This window comes from Arthrobacter sp. efr-133-R2A-63 (genome assembly GCF_030209795.1).
GTDB lineage: Bacteria > Actinomycetota > Actinomycetes > Actinomycetales > Micrococcaceae > Arthrobacter > Arthrobacter bambusae_A.
In genome coordinates, this window is the sequence record NZ_JARVRG010000025.1 from 109,634 (window position 1) to 134,882 (window position 25,249).

Here is a 25,249-nt window from a genome sequence, read left to right on the forward strand (position 1 = left end):
GCGCTGGGTTACCATTATCCGGGCGCCCCAGTAGCCCAATTGGCAGAGGCAGCGGACTTAAAATCCGCGGGTTGTGGGTTCGAGTCCCACCTGGGGCACGCACGAGAAATGCGGGCCGCGCCACCTTCTTTGTTTGCGCCAAGCTGTGCCGTGACAAGAATTTAACCCCGTGTTCACGGGAAGAGCTCTCCGGTTACTGCGGTGACACACCGTTATTAGATCCTGACCTGCGTATATGTGTTCTAGGACACATATTTGGTAGTACTCTCATGGAACATGTTCGAAGTGAAAGTGACTTCGGGCGAATGACCACGAATCAGACGCACCGCGGAGGCTATTTATGTACAGGAAGAAAGTCATTTCGGCGATTGCAGCAGCAGCCACCCTTGGCATGCTCGTAGCGGGCTGTGCGAACCAGACCGCTCCCAGCGGCACGGAAACCTCGGGTGGCGGCAGCAGGGTCAATATCCCCGCGATCTCCAAAGTCGACGTTCCTGCCGGAGCTGTTTTGCCTGCAGGCGATGGAAAGGGGACATGCCCGTCCACCACCACCCTTGCCTATGCCGGTGCCGAGACAGGACCCAACGCCCAGCTGGGTATCAACATCTTCAACGGCATCCAGCTGGCCATCAACCAGCACAACGCCGCGAACCCCGGCTGCCAGGTCCAGTTCAAGAAATTCGATACTGAAGGCGATCCGAACAAGGCCACGGGCCCGGTGACGCAGATCGTTTCCGAACCGGACATCATCGGAGTGGTGGGCTTGCCGTTCTCCGGAGAGTCCAAGGCCACCGGCAACATCTTCGAGCAGAAGGGCTTGGTGCACATCACGCCCTCCGCTACCAACCCGAGCCTGACCAAGAACGGCTGGACCACTTTCTTCCGGGCCCTCGGCAATGACGCCGTCCAGGGTCCTGCGGCAGCAAAGTTCCTCACGGACAAGCTGCAGGCAAAGAAGGTCTACCTGGTCCAGGACGACTCTGACTACGGCATTGGTCTGGGAACCACAACGTCCGCCGCCCTTGGCTCCGCGATGGTGGGATCCGACAAGGTCGTCACGGGCCAGAAGGACTTCTCGGCCGTGATTTCCAAGATCATGAACTCCAAGGCAGACACGGTCTACTACGCCGGCTACTACGCAGAGGGTGCCCCCTTCGACCAGCAACTGGTCGCAAAGGGATTCACCGGATCCTTCGTGGGCCCCGATGGAGTGAAGGATGACCAGTTCATCAAGCTGGCCGGCGATGCGTCGTCCAACGCGTACTTCACCTGCCCCTGCATCCCGGGCGAGCTGATCCCGAGCTTCGAGAGCGAGTACAAGAAGCTGGCCAACGCGGAGCCCGGAACGTACTCCATCGAAGGTTACGACGCCGTCACGGTCCTGCTCTCGGGCATCGACAAGGGCAAGCAGTCCCGCGCGGACCTGCTGTCCTGGGTCAAGTCCTACGACGCAGATGGCCTGTCGAAGCACTACAAGTGGGATTCAACCGGCGAACTGGCAACGCCTGATGTCTACGGCTACAAAGTTGAGAACGGCAAGATCGTTCCCATCGGCGTCATCGGAAAATAACACCGAGCCCAGATGAATGCTGGGGGTTAGCATCCATGCCGACCCCCAGCATTTCTTTTGATTACATCAGGAAAGTGCCATGATCAGTGAAGTAATTCCCACCCTGCTCCACTCGGTTCCCGTGGACGACACGTGGATCACCTTCGACGTAAACTCCTTTACCCAAAACTTCTGGAGTTCCACCTTTGACGGGTTGACCTTCGGCGCAATCTACGCCTTGGTTGCCCTCGGCTATACGCTCGTCTACGGCGTTCTCAACCTCATCAACTTTGCCCACTCGGAAGTGTTCATCACGGGCTGCTACGGAGTGTTCTTTACCCTCAGCGCCCTGAATTTCGGCCCCTCCGCTCCGAGGCTGGGTTTTTGGGCCATTGTGGGAAACCTTATCCTCGCCCTCGTCGTCGCCATTATCGCCTCAGCCCTGATGGCAGTGATCGTGGAACGGGTGGCTTATAAACCTTTGCGTCAACGTAAGGCGCCCCGACTGGCATTCTTGATTACCGCCATCGGTGTTTCTTTCGCCATCCAGTACACCATCTACTGGTGGCGTGGACCGAGCCCGGAAGCTGCGCTCACAATGTTCCGGCCGCTCGCGATTTTCGACGTCTTCGGGACGATCGTCGATTCGCAGCAGGTTGTGATTATCGTCGCCGCGGTTATCCTCATGATCGCCACTGATCAGTTCATTAGGCGGTCCCGGACCGGCCGAGGCATCCGGGCAGTGGCGCAGGATCCGGATACTGCAACCCTGATGGGTGTCAACAAGGAAAAAATCATTGTGACCACCTTTATCATCGGCGGCATCCTGGCCGGCGCGGCTGCTTTGTTCTACGTCATGAAAATTCCGTCCGGCGTGCAGTACAACGGCGGATTCATCCTGGGCGTCAAAGCGTTCGCGGCCGCTGTCCTTGGAGGCATCGGCAATGTCCGCGGTGCTTTGCTGGGCGGCCTGCTGATCGGTTTGATTGGCAACTACGGCCAGGTGCTCCTGGGCAGTTCCCAATGGACGGACGTTGTCGCGTTCGTGGTCCTGGTGTTGGTATTGATTGTGCGACCCGAAGGTGTCTTGGGTAGCTCGCTAGGAAAGAGTAAGGCATGAGCACAACAGACGGCCCCACACTTATTCCCGATGATGCTTCTGCACAGGAGATTGCCGACCGCGAAGCCAAGATGCGGCAGCGCAAGGGCTGGTTCCCGGGGCTCAGTGACAAATGGAATGCGCTCCCGCGCCAGACCCAGTGGCTGATCCTGATCGTCGTTGTTGTCCTTGCGTATTTGCTTCCTATCCTCAATCCGCCGTTGATCACGACGGAACCGGGCAACAATTGGCAAATCGCACTCGCGCAGATGTCTGTCTATGCCCTGGTGGCTGTCGGCCTGAACGTGGTGGTCGGCTATGCGGGCCTCCTCGACCTGGGTTATGTGGCCTTCTTCGCCCTGGGGTCCTATACCGCAGCGATGTTCACCAGTCCGGATTCGCCGTATGTGCACATTCCCTACTTGTGGACGCTGCCATTGGCGATGGCAGTCGCCATGTTCTTTGGCGTGGTCCTGGGTGTTCCCACGCTTCGCCTCCGCGGCGACTACCTGGCGATCGTCACGCTCGGCTTCGGTGAGATCGTACGCATTCTGGCCACCATCATTCCGGCCATGAAGGGCCAGGTCGGCTTCCAGAATGTCGGCCACCCGCCTGGTACGGATTCCAGCGGACAAACGATCTTCCAGAATTCGAACGGAACCCCGTGGTATTGGCTGACGCTGACCATCATCATTGTGGTGCTCCTGGCTGCCGGAAACCTTGAGCGCAGCAGGGTGGGACGGGCGTGGATTGCCATCCGCGAGGATGAAGACGCTGCCGAAATCATGGGTGTCCCCACCTTCAAGTACAAGGTGTGGGCCTTCGCGATCGGCGCTTCCGTGGGCGGACTCTCGGGTGCGTTGTTCGCCGGCCAGGTAGGTTTTGTGAACAACCAGAAATTCGATATCGCCACCTCGATCCTGTTCGTCGCCGCTGTCGTCATGGGCGGCACGGGAAACAAGGTGGGTGCGATCCTTGGCGGTGCGTTGGTGGCATATATCCCACTCCGCTTCACCGCGATTGCGGAGTTCAAGTACCTGATCTTTGGGGCGGCGCTGGTGATCATCATGATTTTCCGTCCCGGCGGCCTCCTGCCGGCACGCCAGAGCCTCCTCGCCTATGGACGCTTGGCCTACAACAAGCTCAAGGGTGCCGTGGGCGATATCCCTCCTTCGGGCAAAGTCGTCCTGGAACCGGGAAAGGGGGCTGACAAATGAGTGAAGCGATCGAACCGGATATCGACGTCGACGCACTCAAGGAGCAGGGTGTGGACCTTGATGTCGCCGAGAAGGTGGCACCCGAGAGGGAGATCGCCACCAAGGTGGGCGAAGCCCTGGTCCAGGTCCAGGACCTGACGATCAAGTTCGGTGGCCTGGTCGCCCTGGACAACGTCACGTTCGATATCAACCGGGGCGAAATCCTCGGTTTGATTGGTCCCAACGGTGCGGGAAAAACCACGTGTTTCAATGCCATGACAGGGGTGTATAAGCCGACTTCGGGAAAGGTCTTGCTGGAAGGCCAGTTGCTCAACGGACTGCCCCAGCACAAGATCACCCGGCGAGGCTTGGCGCGGACGTTCCAGAACATCCGCCTCTTTGGTGAGATGACGGCTTTGGAAAACGTGGTTGTCGGCCTCGACGCGCGCCACCGCACGAGTGTCGGCGGGGCTCTCTTGCGCCTGCCGACCCATGTGAGGGAAGAGAAGACCTCGATCGAGCGCGGCATGGCATTGCTTGAATTCGTGGGCATCGCCGATCACGCCCATTTCCTGTCGCGGCACCTTCCTTATGGGTACCAGCGTCGCCTGGAAATCGCGCGGGCACTGGCCACGGATCCCAAGGTCCTGTGCCTGGACGAGCCTGCGGCCGGGTTCAATCCCGCGGAGAAGGAAGAGCTCATGGCCCTGATCCGGACCATCCGCGACGACGGCTACACGGTCCTGCTCATTGAGCACGACATGAAGCTGGTCATGGGCGTCACCGACCGGATCGTGGTCCTGGAGTTCGGCAAAAAGATCGCGGACGCGTTGCCCAAGATCATTCGCGACGACCCGAAAGTTATTTCCGCCTATCTCGGGGAGCCTGAAGATGACCTTGCTTGAGCTGAAGAACGTATCCGTCCACTACGGCCGGATCCAGGCGATTTCCGACATGTCATTCAGCGTGGAAGAAGGCGAGATCGTTTCGCTCATCGGCGCGAATGGTGCCGGAAAGACCACCACCATGAGGACGATTTCCGGATTGCTGGCTCCCTCGGCCGGCTCCATCACCTTTGCCGGCCAGGACATCACCAGGATGAAGGCCCACATCCGTGTTGTCCAGGGCATTTCGCAAGCGCCGGAGGGACGTGGAATCTTCCCTGGCATGACGGTGGAGGAGAACCTCGACATGGGTTCCTACGGCCGCAAGGACCGGACCAAGGTGGCAGAAGACCTGGAACGTGTCTTCGACTTGTTTCCACGGTTGAAGGAGCGTATCAAGCAGTTTGGCGGCACCATGAGCGGTGGCGAACAGCAGATGCTCGCGATTGGCAGGGCGCTGATGTCCAACCCCAAGCTGTTGCTGCTGGATGAACCTTCCATGGGGCTTGCTCCGCAGTTCATCCGCCAGATCTTCAAGATTGTCACGGAGATCAACAACCAAGGCACCACGGTGCTCCTGGTGGAGCAAAACGCCAACCAGGCGCTCGCCCGTGCGCACCGTGCTTTCGTGCTTGAAACCGGGTCGATTACGCACCGGGGCACCGGCAAGGAACTGCTTGCCAACCCGGCGGTCAAGGAAGCGTACCTCGGCGTCGGATAGCCGCGTGTGCCGGCACCCTCTCAAGGAGCGGGTGCCGGCATCGACGGAGGTGGAACTTTCGGTGCGGACCAAGCGTGGGAATTGGTAGCGTGAACTATCACTTCGCACCCACAGCAAGAAGGACACCCACCATGGCACTCGGCGGCAACCCGATCTTCAACGGAAAGAATTTCCGTGGAGCCACACAGGCTCCGCCTGTTCCCAGCTACTCCCACGGCCAGCCCCAGTACGGCCAAAACCAGTACGGCCAGCCGGCTTGGACCGCGCAGCAGCCCATGACGAGCGATCAGCTGCAGCAGATGTACAACCAGCCCGCGGCCGGTCCGGCCGAGACGGGCCGTATGACTTTCGACGACGTCATCGTGAAGACCGCGGCCTGCCTCGCGGTGCTGTTGATTGGCGCAGCCGTCACCTTGTTCGTTGCTCCCGGCACGGCAAACCTCCTCATGGTTGCCGGCGCGTTGGGTGGCTTCGTGCTGGGCATGGTCAACTCCTTCAAGAAGCAGCCTTCGCCAGCGCTGATCCTGGCTTATGCCGGCCTTGAGGGCTTGTTCCTCGGAGGCCTGACCCGCCTGCTGGACGGTATGTTCCCGGGCGTTGGCCTGCAGGCAGTCATCGGCACCCTCGCGGTGTTCGGCGTAACCTTGGCTCTCTTCAAGAGCGGCAAGGTGCGCGCAACCCCCAAGGCAATGCGCTTCTTCATGATCGCCGTCCTCGGCTACCTCGTCTTCTCGGTGATCAACATGGTCCTGTTGTGGACCGGCGCCGTCCAGTCGCCGTTCGGGCTGAGCAGCAGCGTGCACATCTTCGGCATCCCGCTGGGCGTTTTCATCGGGATCCTGGCCATCGGCCTGGCCGCGTTCTCGTTGGTCATGGACTTCACGAGCATTGAGCAGGGCGTCCGGCACGGTGCTCCGGAGAAGTACTCCTGGACGGCCGCTTTTGGCCTGACCGTCACGCTCGTATGGCTCTACGTGGAAATCATCCGCCTGTTGGCGATCCTGCGGGGCGACGACTAGCCTCCCAGGATTGGCTCAGCGTAATGCCCCCGAAGATGCGTCTTTGGGGGCATTACGCGTGTGCGAAATCCAGGGACCTAAGACAGCCGCTCGAAGACCACCGCCATGCCCTGCCCACCGCCGACGCACAGGGTCGCCAGTCCCAAGGTCCCATCCCGTTCCCGGAGGCCGTTGAGCAAGGTGGTGGTCATCCGGGCGCCTGTCATGCCAAACGGGTGCCCCAGGGCGATGGCGCCGCCATGAACGTTGAGCTTCTCCGGATCGATGCCGAGTTCACGTGCGCTCGCCACCACCTGGACGGCGAAGGCCTCGTTGAGCTCCACGAGGTCGATGTCCGCCATGCTAAGGCCCGCCAAGGCCAGGGCCCGGCGCGAGGACTCCACGGGTCCCATGCCCATGAGTTCCGGGGAAAGTGCACTGACGCCGGTCGAGACGATGCGTGCCAGCGGCTCGAGGCCAAGCTCCCGGGCCCCGACGTCGCTCATGACCACCACGGCCGCGGCGCCATCGTTGAGCGGGCATGCGTTGCCGGCTGTCACTGTCCCTTCCTTCCGGAAGACAGGCTGCAAGGCGCTGACCGCTTCAAGCGTGACGCCGGAGCGCGGTGAATCGTCGCGCTCCACGACGGTTCCGTCCTTGCGAGTGTAAGGCGTGATCTCGCGGGCGTAGAAACCGGACGCAACGGCCGCTTCTGCCCGGTTCTGGCTCCGGACCGCCCACAGATCCTGCTCTTCCCGGCTGATTCCGTGGCTCGTGGCGACGTTTTCCGCCGTCTGTCCCATTGCGATGTAGACGTCCGGCATCCGTCCACCCAGGCGGGGATCCGTCCATGGGGTGTTGGACCCGGCGCGGGCAGTCGTGCGGGCACGCGCCGCCTCAAACAAGGGGTTGTGCAGGCTGGTGTCCGTTTCGCCTGCCCCGACCCAGTTCTGGTAACGCGACACGGACTCGACCCCCGCCGAGACGAAGGCGTGGCCTTCCCCGGAGCGGATGGCGTGGAACGCCATCCGCAGGGTCTGCAGGCTCGAGGCGCAAAAGCGGTTGATCGTGGCTGCGGGGACGGTGTCCAGGCCGGTCAGCACGGTCACCACCCGGGCCATGTTCGAACCGGCTTCGCCGCTGGCTTCGGCGCAACCAAGATAGAGGTCATCGAGGCCGCGCCCGTCCAGTGCTCCCGGATCGAAAGCCGGTATCTTGGCCAGCGCGGCAGTCACCATGGCTGCGGCGAGGTCATCGGGGCGTTCGTCCTTGAGGGACCCTTTGAAGGCCCGTCCGATGGGGCTTCTGGCGGTGGAAACGATGACGGCCTCAGTCATGCCCCCAGCTTACGCCGGGGCCGGTTCGCCGAAGGCGGCGAATGAGCCGACGTCAGGCGAGGCGTGCGGCCCCGTCGGCCGGGGTCACGGTGAAGATGTCCGGCGTCGTGAAACCGGCCGCGGCGAAGGCGCGTACGACGGCGTCGCGCACCTCTTGCTCATGGCCCACCGGGGTGAGGGCGATGGCCGAGCCGCCGAAACCGCCTCCCGTCATCCGGGCACCGATGGCTCCGTGGGCGCGGGACGTTTCCACGGCGAGATCGAGTTCCGGGCACGATATCTCGAAGTCATCGCGCATGGAGGCGTGGCTCGCATCCAGGAGCCTGCCGATGTGGGCGGGTCCCTGGGTGGTGAGGCGTTCCACGGTCTGCAGCACGCGGTCGTTCTCCGTGACGATGTGCCGCACCCGCCGGAAAGTCGTGCTGTCCAGGAGGCCGCTGGCTTCCTCCAGATCGCCGACCCCCACGTCGCGGAGGGCCGGGACTCCCAGTACCTGCGCCCCGAGTTCGCAGGAAGCCCGGCGGGAGGCATAGCCGCCGTCGGCATGGGAATGGGAGACCTTGGTGTCGATGACCAGCAGCACGAGCCCGGCTTCTTCGGCGTCGAAGGGCACCAGTTGCACGCTTTGGTCGCGGCAGTCCAGGAAGACCGCATGGCCCTTTGACCCGCGGAGGGAGGCGGACTGGTCCATGATTCCGGTGGGGGCGCCCACGAAGTCGTTTTCGGCACGCTGCGTCGCCAGGACCATGTCTTCGGCTCCGAGTCCCGCCCCGCTCAGCTCGTTGAGGGCCGAGATGACTGCGCATTCGATGGCGTGCGAGGAGGACAGCCCGGCGCCCAGGGGGACATTCGAATCCATGAGGAGGTCGAAGCCCGGGACAAGGACGCCGCGTTGCTGCAAGGCCCAAACCACGCCGAGCGGGTACTTCGTCCAGCCGTGGGCTGCTTTCGGAGCCAACATGTCCACGTCGGCCTCGACCATGCCCTGCCCGCCGAAGGTGGACAGCAGACGGACCCGTGAATCATGGCGGATCCGGACCGCAACCTTGGCGGTCTTGTCGATCGCGAAGGGCAACACGAAACCTTCGTTGTAATCGGTGTGCTCGCCGATCAGGTTCACGCGTCCCGGTGCCTGCCACACGCCGTCGGGGGCTGAACCGAAAGTCGACTCGAAAAGCCCGGACAAGGCGCCCACGGCGGGGGCGTCGGGAGTGGAAGTCATGCTGGGGCCCCTTCCGGAATAGCGCGCTGCGAATCGCTGGCGACGGCACGCAGCCGTTCTGCCACGGATTCGGGCGTGGTGTCGTTGATGAAGGCTCCCATGGCGGCCTCGGAACCGGCAAGGTACTTGAGCTTGTCGGCGGCACGGCGCGGGGAGGTGAGTTGCAGATGCAGGTGCCCGGAGGGCCTCAAGGCGGGATCCAAGGGTGCCTGGTGCCAGGCGGAAATGTATGGCGTGGGGGTTGGATACAGGGCGTCGAGGCGCTTGAGCAGCTCAAGGTAGACGTGGGCCAGTTCGTCGCGTTCTTCGCCGCTCAGGGCCGCGAGGTCCGGAACCTGGCGGTGCGGGACGAGGTGCACCTCCAGCGGCCAACGGGCGGCGAACGGCACGTAGGCACTGAAGTGCTCTGCTTCGAGCACCATGCGGCTCCCGTCCAGCCGTTCGGCTTTGAGGATCGAGGACGTCAGCGATTCCCGGCCCTTGGAGTTGTCGAAGTACCGGCTGGCGGCGGCACCGAGGCTCGCCGCGCGGGGAGTGACGTAGGGGTAGGCGTAGATCTGTCCGTGCGGGTGGTGGAGCGTTACCCCGATGTCCGCACCGCGGTTTTCGAACGGGAACACCTGCTGGATTCCGGGGAGCGCGCTGAGCGCCTCGGTCCTGTGCGCCCACGCCTCAATGACCGTGCGGGCCCTGGTGTCGCCGAGTTCGGCAAAGGAGCCGGTGTGGCTGGGGGTGAACGAGACCACTTCGCAGCGGCCGTAGGCGGGGCCCGAGGTGCCCCAGGCGGGCGTGCCGGGGATCGTTCCGACCGCGGGTCCCAGCGAGGGGAAGCGGTTCTCGAAGACCACGACGTCGTAGTCCGGCGCGGGGATTTCGGAAGGGTTCGCGGCAGTGGTGGGGCAGATCGGACATTGGTCCGCGGGCGGCAGGTGGGTGCGGCTTTGGCGGTGGGCCGCGACGGCGACCCATTCGCCGCTCAGGGCGTCGAAACGCAACTCGCCCGGATCGGCGCGCGGCGGCAGCTCGCGGTGATCTGTCAGTGAGCCGGCGTCGCGCTCCGGTGAGCCGGCGTCGTCGAAATAGATCAGCTCCCGGCCATCGGCGAGACGCGTGCTGGTAAGGCGAGTCATGGATTCATGGTGCCACAGAGTGCTCAAAAAGGCAAAATATCTAACAAAAAGGAACATTGAGGGTGAGGCAGGCAAAGCGAGCGATGCAGTACGGTGGTGCCATGCCTCCCACAACACCATTTCCCGCGCCGGGCGACGAGACCGTATCCCGCCGCTTTGCCAGCGGGCGCCAGTTCGAGATCATCCGCGGCGACGCGCTCGCCGTCGTCACCGAACTCGCTGCAGGTTTGCGGCTGTTCAGCCGCGACGGCGTCCAGCTCACCGAGAGCTACGGCGACGGGCAACTGCCGCCCGGCGCCACCGGAATCACCCTGGCTCCGTGGGCCAACCGGATCGAGGACGGTATCTGGTACCTCGACGGGAAGAAGCAACAACTGGACATCACCGAGGTGTCCCGCAACAACGCGAGCCACGGGCTCCTGCGCAACTCGTCGTACGCCCTCGTGGCGGAAGACGAGTTCTCCGTGACCCTCGAAGCCGTGATCTTCCCGCAGCACGGCTACCCCTTCCTGGCCCGGCACCGGGTCCATTACGAGATCGACGCCGGGCTCGCTCTACGGGTCTCCCAGACTTTCATCAACGATTCGGACGCGCCGGCGCCTTTCGTGCTCGGCGCGCACCCGTATTTGCGCATCGGGGACGTTGCGCCGGAAGAGATGGTCCTGACTGTCCACGCCGGAACGCGGCTCGTGGCCGACGAGCGGCTCATTCCGCGGAGCTCGGTGCCTGTTTCCGGTGAGTTTGATTTTGGCGGCGGCCGGAGCGTGGGCAGCCTGGACGTCGATGTGTCGTTCACCGATCTGGAGTTCGACGGCGGCATCGCCCGCCAAACGCTCTCGGCGCCTGACGGCCGCAGCGTCTCCCTGGAGCAGGACGAAAACTGCGCCTTCGCCCACGTCTTCGTCACGGACACTTTTCCCGGCCGCTCCAAGGCGGTAGCGATCGAGCCCATGACCGGTCCGGCGAACGCCTTCAACTCGGGGGAGGGCCTCCGGTGGCTTGGACCAGGGGAGACCTTCACCATGAGGTGGGGAATTGTGGGCGCGCTGTAGATGGGTTTCCCATCCGGCACTCCCTGCGGAATTATGGGTAAATGACGCCAAGACAGGACGCCACCCCTCCACGCGACCCCGTTTCGGCGATGTCCGGACCAATGTCCGAGCTTCACATCGCGCAAGACATTCCATACGGAGTGCGGATTGCCGCCGCGTGGGCCTGGCGGGTGGGCCTCATCATGGTGGTGGTGGGAGCCCTCATCTGGCTGTTGGGGAGGGTCAGCTTCCTGATCATCCCGCTCATGGTCGCTTCCCTCCTGGCCGGCTTGCTCTACCCCGTCACGGGGTGGCTCAGGACGCTCAAGATGCCGCAAGGAGCGGCCGTCGCCATCACGGTGGTGGGATTCCTCGGGGTCATTGCCGGAGCCCTGGCGTTGGTGGGGCGGCAGCTTGCCGCGGGGTTCGGCGAGCTGTGGCAGGAAGCCTTTGCCGGCATCCAGCAAATCCAGGCGTGGCTCGCTGACGGGCCGCTGCACCTGACCGCGGACCAGATCGACACCTACATCCAGAGCGCAACCTCGGCCTTGCAGAACAACAGCAGCAGCATCCTGAGCGGTGCACTGTCCTTCGGTAGTTCTGCCGGACATTTCGCCGCGGGCATGGTCCTGGCCCTCTTCATCCTGATCTTCTTCCTTCTGGAAGGATCCCGGATCTGGCGGTTCATTGTAGGACTCCTGCCCAGGACTGCCCGCGCAGCGGCTTACGGTGCGGGCAAGCGCGGCTGGTCGTCCATGGTCAGCTACGTGCGCATCCAGATGTTCGTGGCGTTGGTGGACGCCGTGGGGATCGGCGTCGGGGCCGCCATCATCCAGGTTCCCCTGGCCTTGCCCCTGGGTGTCCTGGTGTTCATCGGTTCATTTATCCCGGTGGTCGGTGCCCTCGTGACGGGAGCCATTGCCGTGCTCCTGGCTTTGGTGGCCAACGGTCCCCTGAACGCGCTCGGCATGTTGGCCATCGTGTTGTTCGTGCAGCAGCTCGAAAGCCATATCCTCCAGCCGCTCATCATGGGCAAAGCCGTGTCGTTGCATCCCGTCGCCGTGATCTTGTCAGTCGCAGCCGGTTCATACCTGGCCGGAATCCCGGGAGCGCTCTTCGCGGTTCCGCTCCTCGCCGTAGCAAATACGGCGGTTCGCTATATTGCCGCGCGGACGTGGGAACATGAGGAAGGACTGATGACGGCGTACGCCGGCGCAGGGACTGCAGCACCGGACTTCGATGAGGACCCCACCATCAAGGAAGTCCACCGTCCCGGCGCCAACGCGGCCGCACGGTCCAACAGCGGTGAAGGCGCCGCAGGTCAGCACGCGGCTGCGGAACGGACATTCCCCAAGGATGCCGCAGCGCACACCAACAAAGGAGACTAACCCGTGAATACCCTCGATACCCTGCCCGTCACCCTGGACGATGTCCTTAAGGCGCGGGAGCTGCTCGAGGGCATTATTACCAAGACCCCCATCGAGTCCTCGCGGGCCTTGGGAGCCATGGTAGGCGGCGAGGTCTTCTTCAAATGCGAAAACCTCCAGCGGGCAGGTTCCTTCAAGGTCCGTGGTGCCTACGTGCGGATGGCGCGCCTGTCGGACGAGGACAAGAAGCGCGGCGTGGTCGCGGCTTCGGCAGGCAACCACGCCCAAGGCGTTGCCGTGGCGGCGAAGAGCCTGGGCATCAAGGCGCGCATCTACATGCCGCTCGGCGTGGCGCTTCCGAAGCTGGCTGCGACCCGCAGCCACGGAGCGGAAGTCATCCTGCACGGCCACAACGTCGATGAGGCCCTGGCCGAGGCGCAGCGCTACGCGGACGAAACGGGCGCAGTCTTTGTCCACCCCTTCGACAACGTCGACGTCGTGGCGGGCCAGGGAACGGTAGGGCTCGAAATCCTGGACCAGGTCCCCAATGTCGAGACCGTCCTCATGGGCGTCGGCGGCGGCGGTCTGCTGGCCGGAGTCGCCGTCGCGATCAAAGCGAGGGCCAGGGAGCTGGGACGCGAGATCCGGATCATCGGCGTACAGGCCGAGAACGCGGCCGCCTACCCGCCGTCGCTCGCCGCCGATGCCCTGGTGCCGCTCAAGAAGGTTTCCACGATGGCGGATGGCATCGCCGTCGGACGCCCCGGCCAGCTGCCGTTCAGCATCATCCGCGAACTTGTGGACGACGTCGTCACCGTGAGCGAAGACTCCTTGGCCCGGGCGCTCATCTTCCTGCTCGAGCGCGCCAAGATGGTGGTTGAGCCGGCCGGTGCCGTCGGCGTCGCTGCCCTCATGGACGGCAAGATCGAAAACCCGGGGACCACCGCCGTCATTCTCTCCGGCGGCAACATCGATCCCATGCTGATGCTCAAGGTGATCCAGCGCGGCCTCTCGGCTGCGGGACGCTATATGACCGTGCGCATGATGCTGGATGACAGGCCGGGTTCCTTGGCCACGATCGCCCGCATCATCGCCGAGAACGATGCCAACGTGACCGGCCTGGACCACACCCGGGTGGGAGGCGCGATCAGCATGGGCGACGTCTCCATCACCGTCAACCTGGAAACCAAGGGCCACGAGCACAGCGAGCAGGTCCTGGCAGCCCTTCGCGCGGAGGGCTTCCACCCGATCGTGGTGCACTGACGCCGTAGCCCATCCCAACTGACTCGCAGTTGTTGTCGTTTTGAGCCTTCAAAACGACAACAACTGCGAGTCAGTTGGGGGAACACAAAGCAAAACGCCGGCCCGCCCCGCGAAGGGGTGGGCCGGCGTCGTTGTTTTTGCGGAGCTATTAGCCGGCGAAAGGCTTGGCGGAAACGATCTCCACCGGAATTTCCTTGCCATTGGGGGCGACGTAGCTGAGCTTGTCGCCCTCCTTGTGGCCCATGATCGCCACGCCCAGCGGGGACTTCTCGCTGAAGACGTTGAGATCTGAATCGCCGGCGATTTCGCGGGATCCCAGCAGGAAGGTTTCTTCGTCACCGGCGATGCGCGCGACGACGACCATGCCCTGCTCGACGATTCCGTCATCGGCCGGAGCTTCTCCGACCTGGGCGTCGCGCAGCAGTACGGTCAGCTGGCGGATGCGGGCCTCGATCTTGCCCTGTTCTTCCTTCGCGGCGTGGTATCCACCGTTTTCCTTGAGGTCGCCTTCCTGACGGGCGGCTTCGATCTTCTGTACGATCTCCGCACGGCCAGGGCCGGAAAGGTGGTCCAGCTCTGCCTTCAGGCGGTCAAATGCGTCCTGGGTAAGCCAAGCTGCAGGCGCGCTGTTGGTGGTCGACACGGACTTCTCCTTATGGATCTGACAAGCAAAGACCCCGCCGGTGCAGGCCACTCGTGGAACTCAGCAACCAACTCAGCGGGGTTTAGGTATTGATCCAGTGTAGTCAATCCTGTGGACAAACCCAAGCTCACTGAGTCGCGGGTCACACCTATGCTATTTGCCGCTGTCCACAATCCAGCAGTTGTCCACGACAGCGGACACGGCCGCGGACTCGGTACGCAGGATGGTCCTCTGGGCGGTTGTCTGGCCGCCGTCGGCGCCGTCCTTGGGGGCATTCGGGCCGATCTGGACGACCTTCCAGCCGACCACCCCGAACCCGGAGTCCATGGCCTTGACCGCGCATTTTGCGGTGGCGCCAGGGTTCTTGGTGACCTGGAAATCGACCGAAAGCTGGGTGGCATCGGTGGCGCTGTAGCCGATGTCCTTGAATGACACAGACGACTGCGAAGAAGACGTGGTGACCCAGAACAAGAGCCCTATGGCCACGACCAGGACAGCGATGAAGATGTTGCGTTTGGTCTTTCCCCCGAAGGCGCGCTTTTGGCTGCCGTAGCGATTGGCTAGGCTGGTACTTGCCGGCAGCGCCGTGCCCGAGGGGTCTTCCGAAGTCACCCACCTAGTTTAGTGGGCTTCTGGCGCGTCCCTGCACACGGCGGAGCCGCACGCGTTGGAAACACCTGATCAGCACAGCCACGAGCAAGCCCAGAACAGCATGACCCGGAAAGAGGAACCGTACCGGATGAGCACATCCACCAGCCTCCACACGCAGCTCCGGCTGCTCGCCGTCCATGCACACCCGGACGACGAATCAAGCAAGGGCGCGGCAACCATGGCGATGTATGCGGCTTCCGGAGTGGAAGTGATGGTGGCCACGTGCACCGACGGTTCCCGCGGGGACATCCAGAACCCGGCCATGGAGTCGGCTCCGCACCCGAAGCGGGACATGGCAGGCGCGCGTCGCTTGGAAATGAAGCAGGCCGCAGCGGTCTTGGGAATCAAGCAGCGTTGGCTCGGTTTCGTGGATTCCGGACTGCCCGACGGCGATCCGTTGCCGCCCCTGCCCAACGGCTGCTTTGCGCTTCAGCCCCTTGAACGGGCGGCAGCACCGCTCGTCCGCTTGGTCCGCGATTTCAAGCCGCACGTCATGGTGAGCTACGACGAAAACGGAGGCTACCCGCATCCGGACCACATCATGGCCCACAAGGTTGCCGTCGAAGCTTTCCACGCGGCGGGAGACCCGGAGCGGTACCCGGGCACGGGTGAAAGCTGGGCGCCCAGCAAGCTGTACTACGACCGCGCCTTCAGCCCCGACCGTTTCCGTGCCTTGCATTTCGCGCTCGAAGAGGCCGGACTGCAATCGCCGTACGCCGAACGCTTGGCGACCTGGCTGGAAGCCGATGCGGAAGGGCACACTCCGCCGCGGCCGATGCACCAGACCACCACGCAGGTGGATTGCGGCGACTACTTCGAGGCCCGCGACGACGCACTCCGGGCCCACCGGACGCAGGTTGATCCGCTTGGCTTCTTCTTCGCGGTGTCCCCGGAGATGCAGCGCAGGGCCTGGCCGTGGGAGGACTACACGCTGATCGACTCCCGGATCCCGGCCGAACTGCCCGAAAAGGACCTGTTCGCAGGGCTAAGATAGGATCGCCGGCGATTTCTATCAAGCGTAGAAGTCGCCACCCGGCTGGAAACTCCCATAGAAGGTTTGAACCGTGCACCACTTTCTCATCGCCCTGGCCACGACCCCGTCGCCTACCCCGACCCCGTCGCTGCGCCCCGGCCTGTCGGAAGACCAGGTGACCCCGGGAACCTGGGGTTTCGTCCTGACTGCCTTCATCGTGGTGCTCACGACCTTCCTGATCGTGGACATGGTCCGCCGGATCCGGCGGGTCCGCTACCGCGCCCAGGTCGAGGAAGCACTCGTTGGCGGGACTGACGGCGCTGAGGCTGACGGAATCGTCCAGGGCAAGCCGGACGCAGAAGAGTCCGACGGCGATGCCGGTTCCGGAGCCCGCTGACCCGGGAACCACCCGGGAATGGCCGGGGGCGTCCAACGCCCTTGGCTCGGAACCGTCTGCCTACCTCCGCCAGCATGCGCACAACCCCGTGCACTGGCGGCCGTTCGGCGATGAGGCGTTCGCGTTCGCGGCGGCCCGCGATGTTCCCGTCTTTCTCTCCATTGGCTATGCCTCGTGCCATTGGTGCCACGTCATGGCCCACGAGTCCTTCGAAGACCAAGACACCGCCGACTACCTGAACGCACGGTTCGTGGCCATCAAGGTGGATCGCGAAGAACGCCCGGACGTGGACTCGATCTACATGGCAGCCACCCAGGCCATCAGCGGCGAGGGCGGCTGGCCGATGTCCGTCTTCCTGACGCCCGAAGGCCTGGCCTTCCACGCAGGCACCTATTTCCCGCCAACGGCCCGGCCCGGGAGGCCGTCCTTCCGCCAAGTGCTTGAAGCGGTCCACGAGGCGTGGCTGGAACGCCGGGACGCCGTCGAGCAGAACGCGCGGATGCTCGCCGTCGGCATGGCGAATGCCCAGCTCTCCTCGGCGGTATTCCTCGACAGGCCGCCCGAAAGCCTGGACAAAAGCCTGCTGTCCGAAGCCGTTCGGCTTCTCGCCCGCTCGGAGGACCCCGACGGCGGCGGCTTCGGCGGCGCTCCCAAGTTCCCGCCGTCGGCGGTTCTCGAGTTCCTGATACGGCATGCTGCCGTGCCGTCGGACACGTCGGACGCCGCCCGCGACATGGCCGGCCGCACTCTCGCCGCCATGGCCCGTTCCGCGCTGTGCGACCAGCTCGACGGCGGTTTCGCGCGGTATTCCGTGACCGCGGATTGGTCCGTGCCGCATTTCGAGAAGATGCTCTACGACAATGCCCAGCTCCTCCGCGCCTACGTCCACTGGGTCCGGCTCCAGGGTGATTGGGTCCTGCCGGCCGGCGAGGCCGCGAGTGTGGCGTCGCGGGTGGCGGACTGGATGCTGGACTCGCTCGGCGTGGATAATCCGGCAACCCCGGACGGACTCGCGTCCTCGCTCGACGCCGATACCGTGGTGGACGGGGTGCACCACGAAGGGGCGTCCTACCTGTGGACACCGGCGGCCCTCGACGCCGTGCTTGGCCCGGGGGACGGTGCCGCCGTGGCCCGCATGATGAACGTGGGGCCGTCCGGAACGGTCTCGGAGCTTGGATCTGCGCTCCATCCCGGGCGCCAACTGTCCGGGGCGGAACTGACGTTGTGGAACCGCGTCAGGCCCGTCTTGCGCGCCGCTCGCTCGGCGCGCCCCCAGCCGGCGCGGGACGACAAGGTCGTGGCAGGCTGGAACGGCCTGGCGATCGCGGCGCTTGCCGAAGCCGGTGCGATCCTGGACCGGCCGGAACTGGTGACCGCAGCGGAGAGCCTCGCCGAATACCTGGTGCGCGTGCATTGGCGTGCGGCGGCCGATGCGCCCGCAAAAGCCGGCGCTGGGGTACTGGTCAGGGTCTCGCACGACGGCGCTGCGCGGGGGATTACCGGCTTATTGGAAGACTATGCGTTTTGCGCCGAAGGCTTCCTGGCTCTCTACGCCGTGACCGGCCGGCGTCGTTGGTATGGATTGGCGGAGGAGCTGATCAGGGGAGCCTGCGCGCGCTTCGTGGTGGACGGCAGGTTGTCGGATTCCGTGGGGGAGTCGGCCCAGGTATTCAACGCGCAGGGCCAGCACGCAGGCCTGGATCCCTTCGACAACGCGGCGCCGAGCGGGGCAGCGGCCTTTGCCGGGGTGCTGCTGAGCTATGCGGCCTACTCCGGTTCACACGAGCACCGAGCAATGGCAAGCAACATCCTGTCGCTCCTGCCGCCTGTAGCCGGACGGGCACCGCGGGTTGCCGGATGGTTGCTGGCGACCGCCCAGGCGGCCGCGGCCGGCCCCGTAGAGGCGGCTGTGTCCGGCCCTCCGGGCCAACAGCAGTGGGAACTCCATCGCGCCCTCTTGGCTTCGCCGAGCCCGGGGATGGTGGTGGCCGTCCAGCTCGAAATGGTTGGCGATGCAGCCGCCGACGACGGCGCGCCGCCCGGCGACCGCGCCGCGGAACCGGAGGTGCCGCTGCTTGAGTCCCGCCCGCCTGCCGGGGACGGCTCGCCGCAGGTGTATTTGTGCCGGGGGATGGTGTGTGACCTGCCGCTTGGCTCCGTCGAGGAACTCGTGCAGCGCCTTGACGCGATGACGGAGGCCGCCGGCTAGCTCAGCACGGCAATCATGATCGCGGCGAAATGTGCGGCGAAGGCCAGCACCGTGAGGGCATGGAAGAGCTCATGGAAGCCGAAGTTCAACGGACTGAAGTTGGGCCTTTTGATCCCGTAGAAAACCGCGCCGGCGATGTAGAGGACCCCGCCCACGCAGATCAGGATTGCGGCTGGCACGTTCGCCGCAAAGAACTCCGGCAAGTAGAACAATGCCCCGCAGCCCAGGGCAACATAGATGGGCACGTAGAGCCAACGCGGGGCGCCGGTCCAGAGTACCCGGAAGAGCACTCCCGCCAGCGCTCCGGACCAGATCACCCACAGCAGGAGCACGGCCTTGGGACGCTCCAGAAGCGACCACGCGAGCGGAGTGTAGCTGCCCGCGATCACCAGCATGATGTTGGTGTGGTCCAGGCGCTTGAGGACCATCCTGGCTTTCGGCTCCCAATTGCCGCGGTGGTAGACGGCGGACACGCCGAAGAGCAGCACGCCCGTCAAAGCGTAGATGGCGGAGGCGATTTTGCGATCTGTCGTAGGCGCCAAAGTTACAAGGACGATCCCAGCCGCGACGGCGAATGGCGTGGCCACAGCATGTATCCAGCCCCGCCAGCTTGGCTTGATTGTGGGCAGCTCCGACATCGTTAAAGCGTAACCCGCGCCCGGATAAGTTACTGCGGAGTAATGGGTTGTGCGACCGTTTTCCGCTGCCCGGGTGTGCCGACTGACCAGCTGGGGAAGGTAGCCTTGGTGGTGCGCCTACGGCAGCAGTCCGGAGGTGGCGATTGTTGTGTGACTGAAGGCCGACTGCCCACCGGGCCGGCCGCCGTCGTTGTCTTATTCGGTTTTTACGTGCTGTTCAAAGGAAGTCAGGTGAGTGTCCGGATGGAGTGGCCCGGCTTCCTCTACAGCTTCTACGAGCGCAAACTGCTCCGTTCCCTCGAGCAGGAAAAGATTCCCAAGCACATTGGCGTCATGGTGGACGGCAACCGCCGTTGGGCGCGGCAATTCAACGCTCCAACCAGCGAAGGCCACCAAGCAGGCGCGGACAAGATCCACGAATTCCTCGGCTGGTGCCAGGAACTCGGGGTCAAAGTCGTCACGCTGTACATGCTCTCGACGGACAACATGAACCGCTCTGGTGAAGAGCTTGAACTGCTCATGGGAATCATCGCCAACACCCTCGACCGCCTGGATGACGACGCCAATATCTCGGTCCACGCCATGGGTGCGCCCGAACTGCTTCCGGACTATCTCGCCGATCGGCTCACCAAACTCACGGCCCGCACTCCGATCCGCGAGCGGCTCCACGTGAACGTGGCCGTCGGTTACGGCGGACGGCGCGAAATCGTCGACGCGGTGCGGGAACTGCTGCACGACGCCGTCGCGCACGGCCGCGACATCACCGAGCTCGCCGATGAACTTTCCGTGGACGACATCTCACGCTTCCTCTACACGCGCGGCCAGCCGGACCCCGATCTGGTGATCCGCACGTCGGGTGAACAACGCTTGTCGGGCTTCCTCATGTGGCAAAGCGCCTACAGCGAGTTCTACTTTTGCGAGGCGCTGTGGCCCGCGTTCCGCAAGGTTGATTTCCTCAGGGCCCTGCGGGACTATGCCGGCCGGCAGCGCCGCTTCGGTTCCTGACGCCGTGACCTTCCGGTGCGGCGCCGTTTACGGGAAATTCACGTTTTGTCTACGCGAATCGCCGTTTGGGCTAACTGGAAATGTAATCGCACGGGAATACGTTAATCCCATCAGTAGGCAAACCGCCTGCTGATCGGGGAGGCCAGTAGATGGAGCGGATCATCGCACCAGTTACGTGGGGGGCCGCGCCCGGCCTTCCGGCCGAGCCGCCTCACGAATAAGCCGGGTTCGCCCGGGGCTGGAGTCGATGTGGCTATTTCTGAGCAACTGCCCGTAGTCGTTTCCGACGGGGAAAGTTCAGCTACCTCTCGCACCAAGCGGGCCAACAGTGGACGGACTGCACAGTCCGGGACCCCGACCGGCCGGAGCTATGTGATTGACACTTCCGTTTTGCTTTCCGATCCGCACGCCTTGTTGCGTTTCGCCGAGCACGAAGTCATTGTCCCGATCGTGGTCATCACCGAACTTGAAGGCAAACGCCACGATCCCGAGTTGGGCTACTTCGCCCGCAAGGCCCTCAGGCTCCTGGATGACTTGCGCATCGAGCACGGCGGTTTGAATCAACCCATCCCGATCGGATCCGACGGCGGTACGCTGCGCGTGGAGATGAACCATGTGTCCACCGAAGTGCTGCCGGCGGGATTCCGCGGCGCGGACAACGACAGCCGCATCCTGGCGGTCGCCAAGAACCTCGCCAACGAAGGCCGCAACGTCACGGTCGTCTCCAAAGACCTCCCCATGCGCGTCAAAGCCTCCGCGATGGGGCTGTTCGCGGACGAATACCGCAATGAACTCGTCAAGGACTCCGGCTGGACCGGGATGGCGGAGATCGAGGCCAGCGAGGACGAAATCACCACCCTGTACGGGCACGAGCCGGTTTTCATCCCGGCAGCTGCCGAGTTGCCCGTCAACACGGGACTGGTGCTGCTCTCAAACCGGGGCTCCGCCTTGGGCCGCGTGGGCGCGGACAAGCAAGTGCGGCTGGTCAAGGGCGACCGTGATGTCTTCGGACTGCACGGCCGCTCAGCGGAGCAGCGGCTTGCGATCGACCTGCTCATGGATCCCAGCGTCGGAATCGTCTCGATCGGCGGCCGGGCGGGCACTGGAAAGTCGGCCCTCGCCTTGTGTGCGGGACTCGAGGCAGTCCTGGAGCGCCGGGAGCACCGCAAAGTGATCGTCTTCCGCCCCCTGTACGCGGTGGGTGGACAGGAACTCGGGTACCTCCCCGGTTCCGAGGCGGAGAAGATGAACCCCTGGGCGCAGGCGGTCTTCGACACCCTCGGTGCACTCGTCAGCCAGGAAGTCGTGGAAGAAGTCATGGACCGGGGCATGCTCGAAGTCATGCCGCTCACCCACATCCGCGGACGTTCGCTCCATGACGCCTTCGTGATCGTGGACGAGGCACAGTCGCTCGAGAAGAACGTGCTCCTCACGGTCATGAGCCGTATCGGCCAGAACTCCAAGATCGTCCTGACCCACGACGTCGCCCAGCGGGACAACCTCCGCGTCGGTCGGCACGACGGAGTTGCCGCCGTCGTCGAGACCCTCAAGGGGCACCCGCTGTTCGGGCACATCACCCTGACCCGCTCCGAACGCTCGCCGATCGCGGCCCTCGTGACGGAACTGCTCGAAGGGGCGGAAATCTAGGCAGCATACGCGCGGAGGCCGTGGCCGGTTTCCTCGGCCACGGCCTCCGCTGATTCTTGTACTTTCCTGCGGACGCTCGCTCAGATATGTGGGGTTTCCTGCGGACGCTCGCTCACGTATGTGGGGTTTTTCATCGACGCCGGCTCACATGCCCAGGAACTTTGCTGCGGCGTCGTGGCCTTCTACCTTTAGCTTCCAATCGGGCCTGATGAAGGAGCCGGCGGTGAGGCGAACGCGTTGGACCTCGACAACGCCGGCGCCCCATTGGGCGCGATAAGTGCCGTTGGGTTCATAGCCGAGGCTGGTGGATACGCCCAGGGATTGCTTGTTCCACACGGCAGCTTCCGACGTAGCTACCTCTGCGTTCAGGAAGTCGAAGGCGTAGCTGAGGGCGGCTGCGCGCATTTCCTTGCCGAGCCCTTGGCCTTGCGCGTCTCTCTTGAGCCAGGAGCCGGTGGAGACCGTCTTCAACGATGCGAAGTTCTTCGCCTCCAGATCCTGGCAGCCAATGAACTCTCCTTGGTGCCAGATGCCCAGAAGGAGTGTCCATGATTCCGGATTCATTCCCGCACGGCAGCGCCAATACCATTGGGCCATGTTGGCACCCAACTCATCGTTGGGCAGTTCCGTCCAAGGGTTGCTGAAGGGCGACTTGCCAGGGGCGTGAATCCCGCTGAGTGCGGCCTCAACCGCTGCGGGGAGGTCAGCGTCCCGAATAGGACGCAACTCCAGGCGGGGAGTGGTCAGGGTGAGACCGAAGAGGGGCCAGATCGCATTTAGCTCGTTCATCCGGGAAGCCTAGCCGACAGGCAACCTAGGTGAGCGGGCGTTCGGCGGGAGGGGCGGATATGTGAGCGGGCGTTCGGCGGGAGGGGCGTAGATGTGAGCGGGCGTTCCTTGGGGCCGGCGACTACGCGCGGGGGCCGATGTCCCAGCTGATGTGCTTCCGGACGTCGGTGAGGTTCATCGATTCGGCGAGGAACAGATCGTCCAGCATGTATTCGTCCACCCCCAGTATCCGCATCCAATGCCCGTGGCCGGTGGTGTCGCCGTCGAGCGATTGGCTGGAAACGCACACGCCCGTTCCAGAGTCCACCCGCAAGAGCGTGGGTCCAGGGAAGCAGAGCGGCGTTGCCGCGTCGGACGCCACGTAGCTGTGTCCCGGCGTCGCGATGGTCTCCAAGGCCGGGCGCCCCTCGTGATCCACTTCCCGGATGGGTCCGAACGACACCCGGTTGGACTCGGGAAACTCCATCGGCACCGGCGCATTCCCCGCGAGCTCGACAGGATCGAGTGCTGCCGCGAGCCGACCGTTCCCGAATGACGGTTCACCATACGCAGCCTCGGGGCGCCGGCGGACCAAGCCTGCGGAATCGTAAACGGGGGTCACCAAGTGGGCCGGCAAGAGCCAGGACTTGCGCTTGGAACCAAGATAAAGTCCGTCGCGGGAGTCGTTGATGCCCGTGGTGCTATGCAGCAACGCGCCGTCGACGGTTTCGAGCCGAAGCGCTCCCGGCCGGCGCAGCCAGGCGCGCACCGTGGCTTCCGGGGTGCCTGGCCGGTCGAGGTATTCGAACCTCAGGCTAGTCCATTTCCACGGGGAGGAACGGCAGAGGTTCCGGAAGGTGGAGGACATGTCGGCGTCCTGATTGCCTTGGATTTCTGCACTGTAGCGCCCCATATCCACAGTCTAAGCGTGCGTGACCGGCGCAGCTTTGAGAAAACCGATAGCATCCGAGGGTGATCGGACGACTCGGCGAATTGTGGGGAACCAGTGTCCCGGCCTTCTGGCTCCTGCTGGCAGCATGTGTTTACTTTGCGATCATGGCTGCCCGTCTCACCGTCATCGACGTCCGCCACCACCTCTTGCCCAACCGGATCGTGTTCCCGTCCTATGCGATCGCCGGCGTGTTGCTGCTCGGCGCGGCGATAGCCGTCACCTTGGCGGGGGGAGCGGCAACGGACCTCGCCGGCGGAGCGGCAGGGAAGACGCCCGACGGCGGTGCCTCCTTCCTCGGCGTGCCCGCCTTGGGCATCGTGGCCGGGGGAGCCGTGCTGTGGGTTTTCTACTTCATCCTGCGTTTGGCGTATCCACCCGGGATGGGCTTCGGCGACGTCAAATTGGCCGGTGTCCTCGGCCTCTACCTTGGCTACCTGGGTTGGGCGCATGTTTTCGCCGGAACGTTTGCGGCGTTCCTCTTCGGCGGGTTGTGGAGCCTGGGAGTCCTGGCGGCCCGGAGGGGAACCTTGAAATCGGCAATTCCATTCGGGCCATTCATGCTTGCCGGTGCGGCAGCGGCGATGTTTGCACTGCCCGCGTGAGGAGAGCCGTGGGCCACGGCGGCGGGAAACGACAGGGTGAGCAGCCTGGCCCGCTGTCATTCGGGCATCGCCGGTGGGATACTCGCCCTACTGGAGGATCCGACCCGGAAACGGAGGCAGAGTTCGTGTTGGTGATGACTGTTTCAGCGAAAGCGGGCTAGGCCGTGCCGGTCCCGGAATTCATCCGTGAAATCCGCGAGAAAATCGGCAACGATCCGTTGTGGCTGCCCGGAGTGCGGGGCGTGGTCCTGGACGAGGAGAACCGGGTCCTGCTGTGCCAACGGGCCGACAACGGCCGGTGGACCTTGATCACCGGAATGCTCGAACCGGGTGAGCATCCAGCCCCTGGTTTGATCCGCGAGATCTTCGAGGAGACTGCCGTAGTCGCCGAAACCGAGCGCATCCTGGCAGTGGGCGTGATCGGCCCGGTCACGTATCCCAACGGAGACGTCTGCGACTTCCTGGATATTGCTTTCAAATGCCGCTATCTCTCGGGGGAGGCCCGCGTCAACGACGACGAGTCAATCGCCGTCGGCTGGTTTGCCCTCGACGAGTTGCCTGAGATCAGCGCCGGCCACCGCGAAACCATCCGGCTTGCGCTGGAGCCGGGCACCGCCGTCGCGTATCAGCGCGATTGACGGGCCGCAAGGATCGCGCGGGCAGCGAAGACGAAAGCGGTTGCACCGCAGACAATAGCGCCGGCGATGGTCCACCATTCGCCCTTGGCGGCGGCAATGGAGACAGCCAGAAGCCCGAAAAGGACTGCCCCTAATCCCCATCGAACGGCGGGACTGATGGTTGCGGATTCTTCGGGCTCTGGACTCATGGGTTCCAGCCTAGGCCAGACTCCGCAAGTCCACTCGATCATGGAGTCCCACGTTCGCCCCAGTGGACATGCCCTGTTTTACATTTGGGCAGTGGACATATTCCTCATATGTCCACTCGTCCGAGCCTGCGGCGGGCATGT

The 25,249-nt window shown here is 64.0% G+C and carries 25 protein-coding genes and 1 tRNA gene; 17 read left to right on the top strand and 9 right to left on the bottom strand.

All coding sequences use genetic code 11. The features are described 5' to 3' along the window. The first annotated feature begins 24 nt into the window (after nt 1-24). The 7 genes from QRN45_RS14400 to QRN45_RS14430 all read left to right on the top strand — a co-directional run bounded on the left by QRN45_RS14400 (nt 25) and on the right by QRN45_RS14430 (nt 6,468). Nucleotides 25-98 (top strand) — tRNA-Leu (locus QRN45_RS14400). A 242-nt stretch (nt 99-340) separates the two neighbouring features. Continuing rightward, nucleotides 341-1,570 carry a branched-chain amino acid ABC transporter substrate-binding protein gene (locus QRN45_RS14405; protein WP_241709480.1) on the top strand — a complete coding sequence of 410 codons (1,230 nt, stop codon included), beginning with the start codon at nt 341-343 and terminating at the stop codon, nt 1,568-1,570. 79 nt (nt 1,571-1,649) lie between these two features. Continuing rightward, a complete protein-coding gene (locus QRN45_RS14410) occupies nt 1,650-2,669 on the top strand; it encodes a branched-chain amino acid ABC transporter permease (RefSeq protein ID WP_241709481.1) in 1,020 nt (339 codons plus the stop codon). Beyond that, nucleotides 2,666-3,865 carry a branched-chain amino acid ABC transporter permease gene (locus QRN45_RS14415; protein WP_241709482.1) on the top strand — a complete coding sequence of 400 codons (1,200 nt, stop codon included), beginning with the start codon at nt 2,666-2,668 and terminating at the stop codon, nt 3,863-3,865. The genes QRN45_RS14410 and QRN45_RS14415 overlap by 4 nt, the downstream gene beginning before the upstream one ends. Then, nucleotides 3,862-4,749, top strand: a complete 888-nt coding sequence (locus QRN45_RS14420; RefSeq protein ID WP_078105962.1) for an ABC transporter ATP-binding protein — start codon at nt 3,862-3,864, stop codon at nt 4,747-4,749. Before QRN45_RS14415 ends, QRN45_RS14420 begins: the two co-directional genes overlap by 4 nt. Further along, nucleotides 4,736-5,449: an ABC transporter ATP-binding protein gene (locus tag QRN45_RS14425; RefSeq protein ID WP_078105961.1), complete on the top strand. Its 714-nt coding sequence runs from the start codon at nt 4,736-4,738 to the stop codon at nt 5,447-5,449. Before QRN45_RS14420 ends, QRN45_RS14425 begins: the two co-directional genes overlap by 14 nt. Nucleotides 5,450-5,580: 131 nt before the next feature. Further along, nucleotides 5,581-6,468, top strand: coding sequence for a Bax inhibitor-1/YccA family protein (locus tag QRN45_RS14430; RefSeq protein WP_241709483.1), 888 nt, complete (start codon nt 5,581-5,583; stop codon nt 6,466-6,468). 77 nt (nt 6,469-6,545) lie between these two features. Here the strand turns inward: QRN45_RS14430 and QRN45_RS14435 are convergent, their stop codons facing one another. From QRN45_RS14435 to galT, 3 genes are read right to left on the bottom strand one after another with little or no spacing between them, the layout of a single operon-like run. Next, complete coding sequence (locus QRN45_RS14435) at nt 6,546-7,784, bottom strand: acetyl-CoA C-acetyltransferase (RefSeq protein ID WP_284763782.1); 1,239 nt, start codon at nt 7,782-7,784, stop codon at nt 6,546-6,548. A gap of 52 nt (nt 7,785-7,836) precedes the next feature. Next, nucleotides 7,837-9,006 (bottom strand): galactokinase, encoded by a 1,170-nt coding sequence (gene galK / locus QRN45_RS14440; protein ID WP_078105958.1) that lies wholly within the window; start codon nt 9,004-9,006, stop codon nt 7,837-7,839. After that, nucleotides 9,003-10,136: a galactose-1-phosphate uridylyltransferase gene (gene galT / locus QRN45_RS14445; RefSeq protein ID WP_284763784.1), complete on the bottom strand. Its 1,134-nt coding sequence runs from the start codon at nt 10,134-10,136 to the stop codon at nt 9,003-9,005. The genes galK and galT overlap by 4 nt, the downstream gene beginning before the upstream one ends. Nucleotides 10,137-10,237: 101 nt before the next feature. Here galT and QRN45_RS14450 point away from each other — a divergent pair, with 101 nt between their 5' ends. Genes QRN45_RS14450 through ilvA form a run of 3 tightly spaced genes read left to right on the top strand, consistent with a single transcriptional unit; the run spans nt 10,238 to nt 13,797 of the window. Next, complete coding sequence (locus tag QRN45_RS14450; protein WP_284763785.1) at nt 10,238-11,188, top strand: aldose 1-epimerase family protein; 951 nt, start codon at nt 10,238-10,240, stop codon at nt 11,186-11,188. Nucleotides 11,189-11,229: 41 nt separating this feature from the next. Continuing rightward, nucleotides 11,230-12,555: an AI-2E family transporter gene (locus tag QRN45_RS14455; protein WP_502870720.1), complete on the top strand. Its 1,326-nt coding sequence runs from the start codon at nt 11,230-11,232 to the stop codon at nt 12,553-12,555. Between the two features lie 3 nt (nt 12,556-12,558). Beyond that, nucleotides 12,559-13,797, top strand: a complete 1,239-nt coding sequence (gene ilvA / locus QRN45_RS14460; RefSeq protein WP_284763786.1) for a threonine ammonia-lyase — start codon at nt 12,559-12,561, stop codon at nt 13,795-13,797. A 148-nt stretch (nt 13,798-13,945) separates the two neighbouring features. Here the strand turns inward: ilvA and greA are convergent, their stop codons facing one another. Next, on the bottom strand, nt 13,946-14,440 hold the full coding sequence (gene greA, locus QRN45_RS14465) for a transcription elongation factor GreA (protein ID WP_078105953.1): 495 nt from the start codon (nt 14,438-14,440) through the stop codon (nt 13,946-13,948). A 153-nt stretch (nt 14,441-14,593) separates the two neighbouring features. Next, the gene (locus QRN45_RS14470) at nt 14,594-15,052 is read right to left on the bottom strand and encodes a DUF4307 domain-containing protein (RefSeq protein WP_284763787.1); all 459 of its coding nucleotides are present in this window, start codon (nt 15,050-15,052) and stop codon (nt 14,594-14,596) included. Nucleotides 15,053-15,179: 127 nt separating this feature from the next. Here QRN45_RS14470 and mca point away from each other — a divergent pair, with 127 nt between their 5' ends. The 3 genes from mca to QRN45_RS14485 all read left to right on the top strand — a co-directional run bounded on the left by mca (nt 15,180) and on the right by QRN45_RS14485 (nt 18,670). After that, the gene (mca, locus tag QRN45_RS14475) at nt 15,180-16,085 is read left to right on the top strand and encodes a mycothiol conjugate amidase Mca (protein ID WP_284763789.1); all 906 of its coding nucleotides are present in this window, start codon (nt 15,180-15,182) and stop codon (nt 16,083-16,085) included. A 70-nt stretch (nt 16,086-16,155) separates the two neighbouring features. After that, nucleotides 16,156-16,461: a hypothetical protein gene (locus tag QRN45_RS14480; protein WP_078105950.1), complete on the top strand. Its 306-nt coding sequence runs from the start codon at nt 16,156-16,158 to the stop codon at nt 16,459-16,461. Continuing rightward, the gene (locus QRN45_RS14485; RefSeq protein WP_284763790.1) at nt 16,439-18,670 is read left to right on the top strand and encodes a thioredoxin domain-containing protein; all 2,232 of its coding nucleotides are present in this window, start codon (nt 16,439-16,441) and stop codon (nt 18,668-18,670) included. Before QRN45_RS14480 ends, QRN45_RS14485 begins: the two co-directional genes overlap by 23 nt. Here QRN45_RS14485 and trhA read toward each other — a convergent pair. Next, entirely contained in the window at nt 18,667-19,308 is a 642-nt protein-coding gene (gene trhA, locus QRN45_RS14490) for a PAQR family membrane homeostasis protein TrhA (RefSeq protein ID WP_284763791.1), read from the bottom strand. The genes QRN45_RS14485 and trhA overlap by 4 nt on opposite strands. 243 nt (nt 19,309-19,551) lie before the next feature. On the opposite strand from trhA, the gene QRN45_RS14495 reads away from it, so the two are divergent. Together QRN45_RS14495 and phoH2 are read left to right on the top strand one after the other, a co-directional pair. Further along, nucleotides 19,552-20,313, top strand: coding sequence for an isoprenyl transferase (locus QRN45_RS14495; RefSeq protein WP_284763813.1), 762 nt, complete (start codon nt 19,552-19,554; stop codon nt 20,311-20,313). Nucleotides 20,314-20,685: 372 nt separating this feature from the next. Next, complete coding sequence (phoH2, locus tag QRN45_RS14500; RefSeq protein ID WP_413542309.1) at nt 20,686-21,960, top strand: RNA 5'-3' helicase PhoH2; 1,275 nt, start codon at nt 20,686-20,688, stop codon at nt 21,958-21,960. Nucleotides 21,961-22,104: 144 nt separating this feature from the next. Here the strand turns inward: phoH2 and QRN45_RS14505 are convergent, their stop codons facing one another. Together QRN45_RS14505 and QRN45_RS14510 are read right to left on the bottom strand one after the other, a co-directional pair. Continuing rightward, on the bottom strand, nt 22,105-22,749 hold the full coding sequence (locus QRN45_RS14505; protein WP_284763792.1) for a GNAT family N-acetyltransferase: 645 nt from the start codon (nt 22,747-22,749) through the stop codon (nt 22,105-22,107). 121 nt (nt 22,750-22,870) lie between these two features. Further along, nucleotides 22,871-23,641, bottom strand: a complete 771-nt coding sequence (locus tag QRN45_RS14510) for a hypothetical protein (protein ID WP_284763794.1) — start codon at nt 23,639-23,641, stop codon at nt 22,871-22,873. Between the two features lie 59 nt (nt 23,642-23,700). Between QRN45_RS14510 and QRN45_RS14515 the strand changes: the two genes are divergently transcribed. Both QRN45_RS14515 and QRN45_RS14520 read left to right on the top strand, forming a co-directional pair. Continuing rightward, the gene (locus tag QRN45_RS14515) at nt 23,701-24,282 is read left to right on the top strand and encodes a prepilin peptidase (RefSeq protein WP_284763796.1); all 582 of its coding nucleotides are present in this window, start codon (nt 23,701-23,703) and stop codon (nt 24,280-24,282) included. Nucleotides 24,283-24,446: 164 nt separating this feature from the next. Continuing rightward, entirely contained in the window at nt 24,447-24,920 is a 474-nt protein-coding gene (locus tag QRN45_RS14520; RefSeq protein ID WP_264637557.1) for an NUDIX hydrolase, read from the top strand. Here QRN45_RS14520 and QRN45_RS14525 read toward each other — a convergent pair. Then, complete coding sequence (locus tag QRN45_RS14525) at nt 24,908-25,108, bottom strand: hypothetical protein (protein WP_241709496.1); 201 nt, start codon at nt 25,106-25,108, stop codon at nt 24,908-24,910. The genes QRN45_RS14520 and QRN45_RS14525 overlap by 13 nt on opposite strands. Nucleotides 25,109-25,249: the final 141 nt, after the last annotated feature.

Coding starts and splice junctions, on each gene's coding strand:
- QRN45_RS14410 (WP_241709481.1), top strand. CDS start 1,650: ATGATCAGTGAAGTAATTCCCACCCTGCTCCACTCGGTTCCCGTGGAC.
- QRN45_RS14420 (WP_078105962.1), top strand. CDS start 3,862: ATGAGTGAAGCGATCGAACCGGATATCGACGTCGACGCACTCAAGGAG.
- galK (WP_078105958.1), bottom strand. CDS start 9,006: ATGACTTCCACTCCCGACGCCCCCGCCGTGGGCGCCTTGTCCGGGCTT.
- QRN45_RS14485 (WP_284763790.1), top strand. CDS start 16,439: ATGCCGGTTCCGGAGCCCGCTGACCCGGGAACCACCCGGGAATGGCCG.
- galT (WP_284763784.1), bottom strand. CDS start 10,136: ATGACTCGCCTTACCAGCACGCGTCTCGCCGATGGCCGGGAGCTGATC.
- trhA (WP_284763791.1), bottom strand. CDS start 19,308: ATGTCGGAGCTGCCCACAATCAAGCCAAGCTGGCGGGGCTGGATACAT.
- QRN45_RS14505 (WP_284763792.1), bottom strand. CDS start 22,749: ATGAACGAGCTAAATGCGATCTGGCCCCTCTTCGGTCTCACCCTGACC.
- QRN45_RS14405 (WP_241709480.1), top strand. CDS start 341: ATGTACAGGAAGAAAGTCATTTCGGCGATTGCAGCAGCAGCCACCCTT.
- QRN45_RS14435 (WP_284763782.1), bottom strand. CDS start 7,784: ATGACTGAGGCCGTCATCGTTTCCACCGCCAGAAGCCCCATCGGACGG.
- QRN45_RS14510 (WP_284763794.1), bottom strand. CDS start 23,641: ATGGGGCGCTACAGTGCAGAAATCCAAGGCAATCAGGACGCCGACATG.
- QRN45_RS14525 (WP_241709496.1), bottom strand. CDS start 25,108: ATGAGTCCAGAGCCCGAAGAATCCGCAACCATCAGTCCCGCCGTTCGA.
- mca (WP_284763789.1), top strand. CDS start 15,180: ATGAGCACATCCACCAGCCTCCACACGCAGCTCCGGCTGCTCGCCGTC.
- QRN45_RS14425 (WP_078105961.1), top strand. CDS start 4,736: ATGACCTTGCTTGAGCTGAAGAACGTATCCGTCCACTACGGCCGGATC.
- QRN45_RS14450 (WP_284763785.1), top strand. CDS start 10,238: ATGCCTCCCACAACACCATTTCCCGCGCCGGGCGACGAGACCGTATCC.
- QRN45_RS14415 (WP_241709482.1), top strand. CDS start 2,666: ATGAGCACAACAGACGGCCCCACACTTATTCCCGATGATGCTTCTGCA.
- QRN45_RS14495 (WP_284763813.1), top strand. CDS start 19,552: ATGGAGTGGCCCGGCTTCCTCTACAGCTTCTACGAGCGCAAACTGCTC.
- QRN45_RS14455 (WP_502870720.1), top strand. CDS start 11,230: ATGACGCCAAGACAGGACGCCACCCCTCCACGCGACCCCGTTTCGGCG.
- QRN45_RS14430 (WP_241709483.1), top strand. CDS start 5,581: ATGGCACTCGGCGGCAACCCGATCTTCAACGGAAAGAATTTCCGTGGA.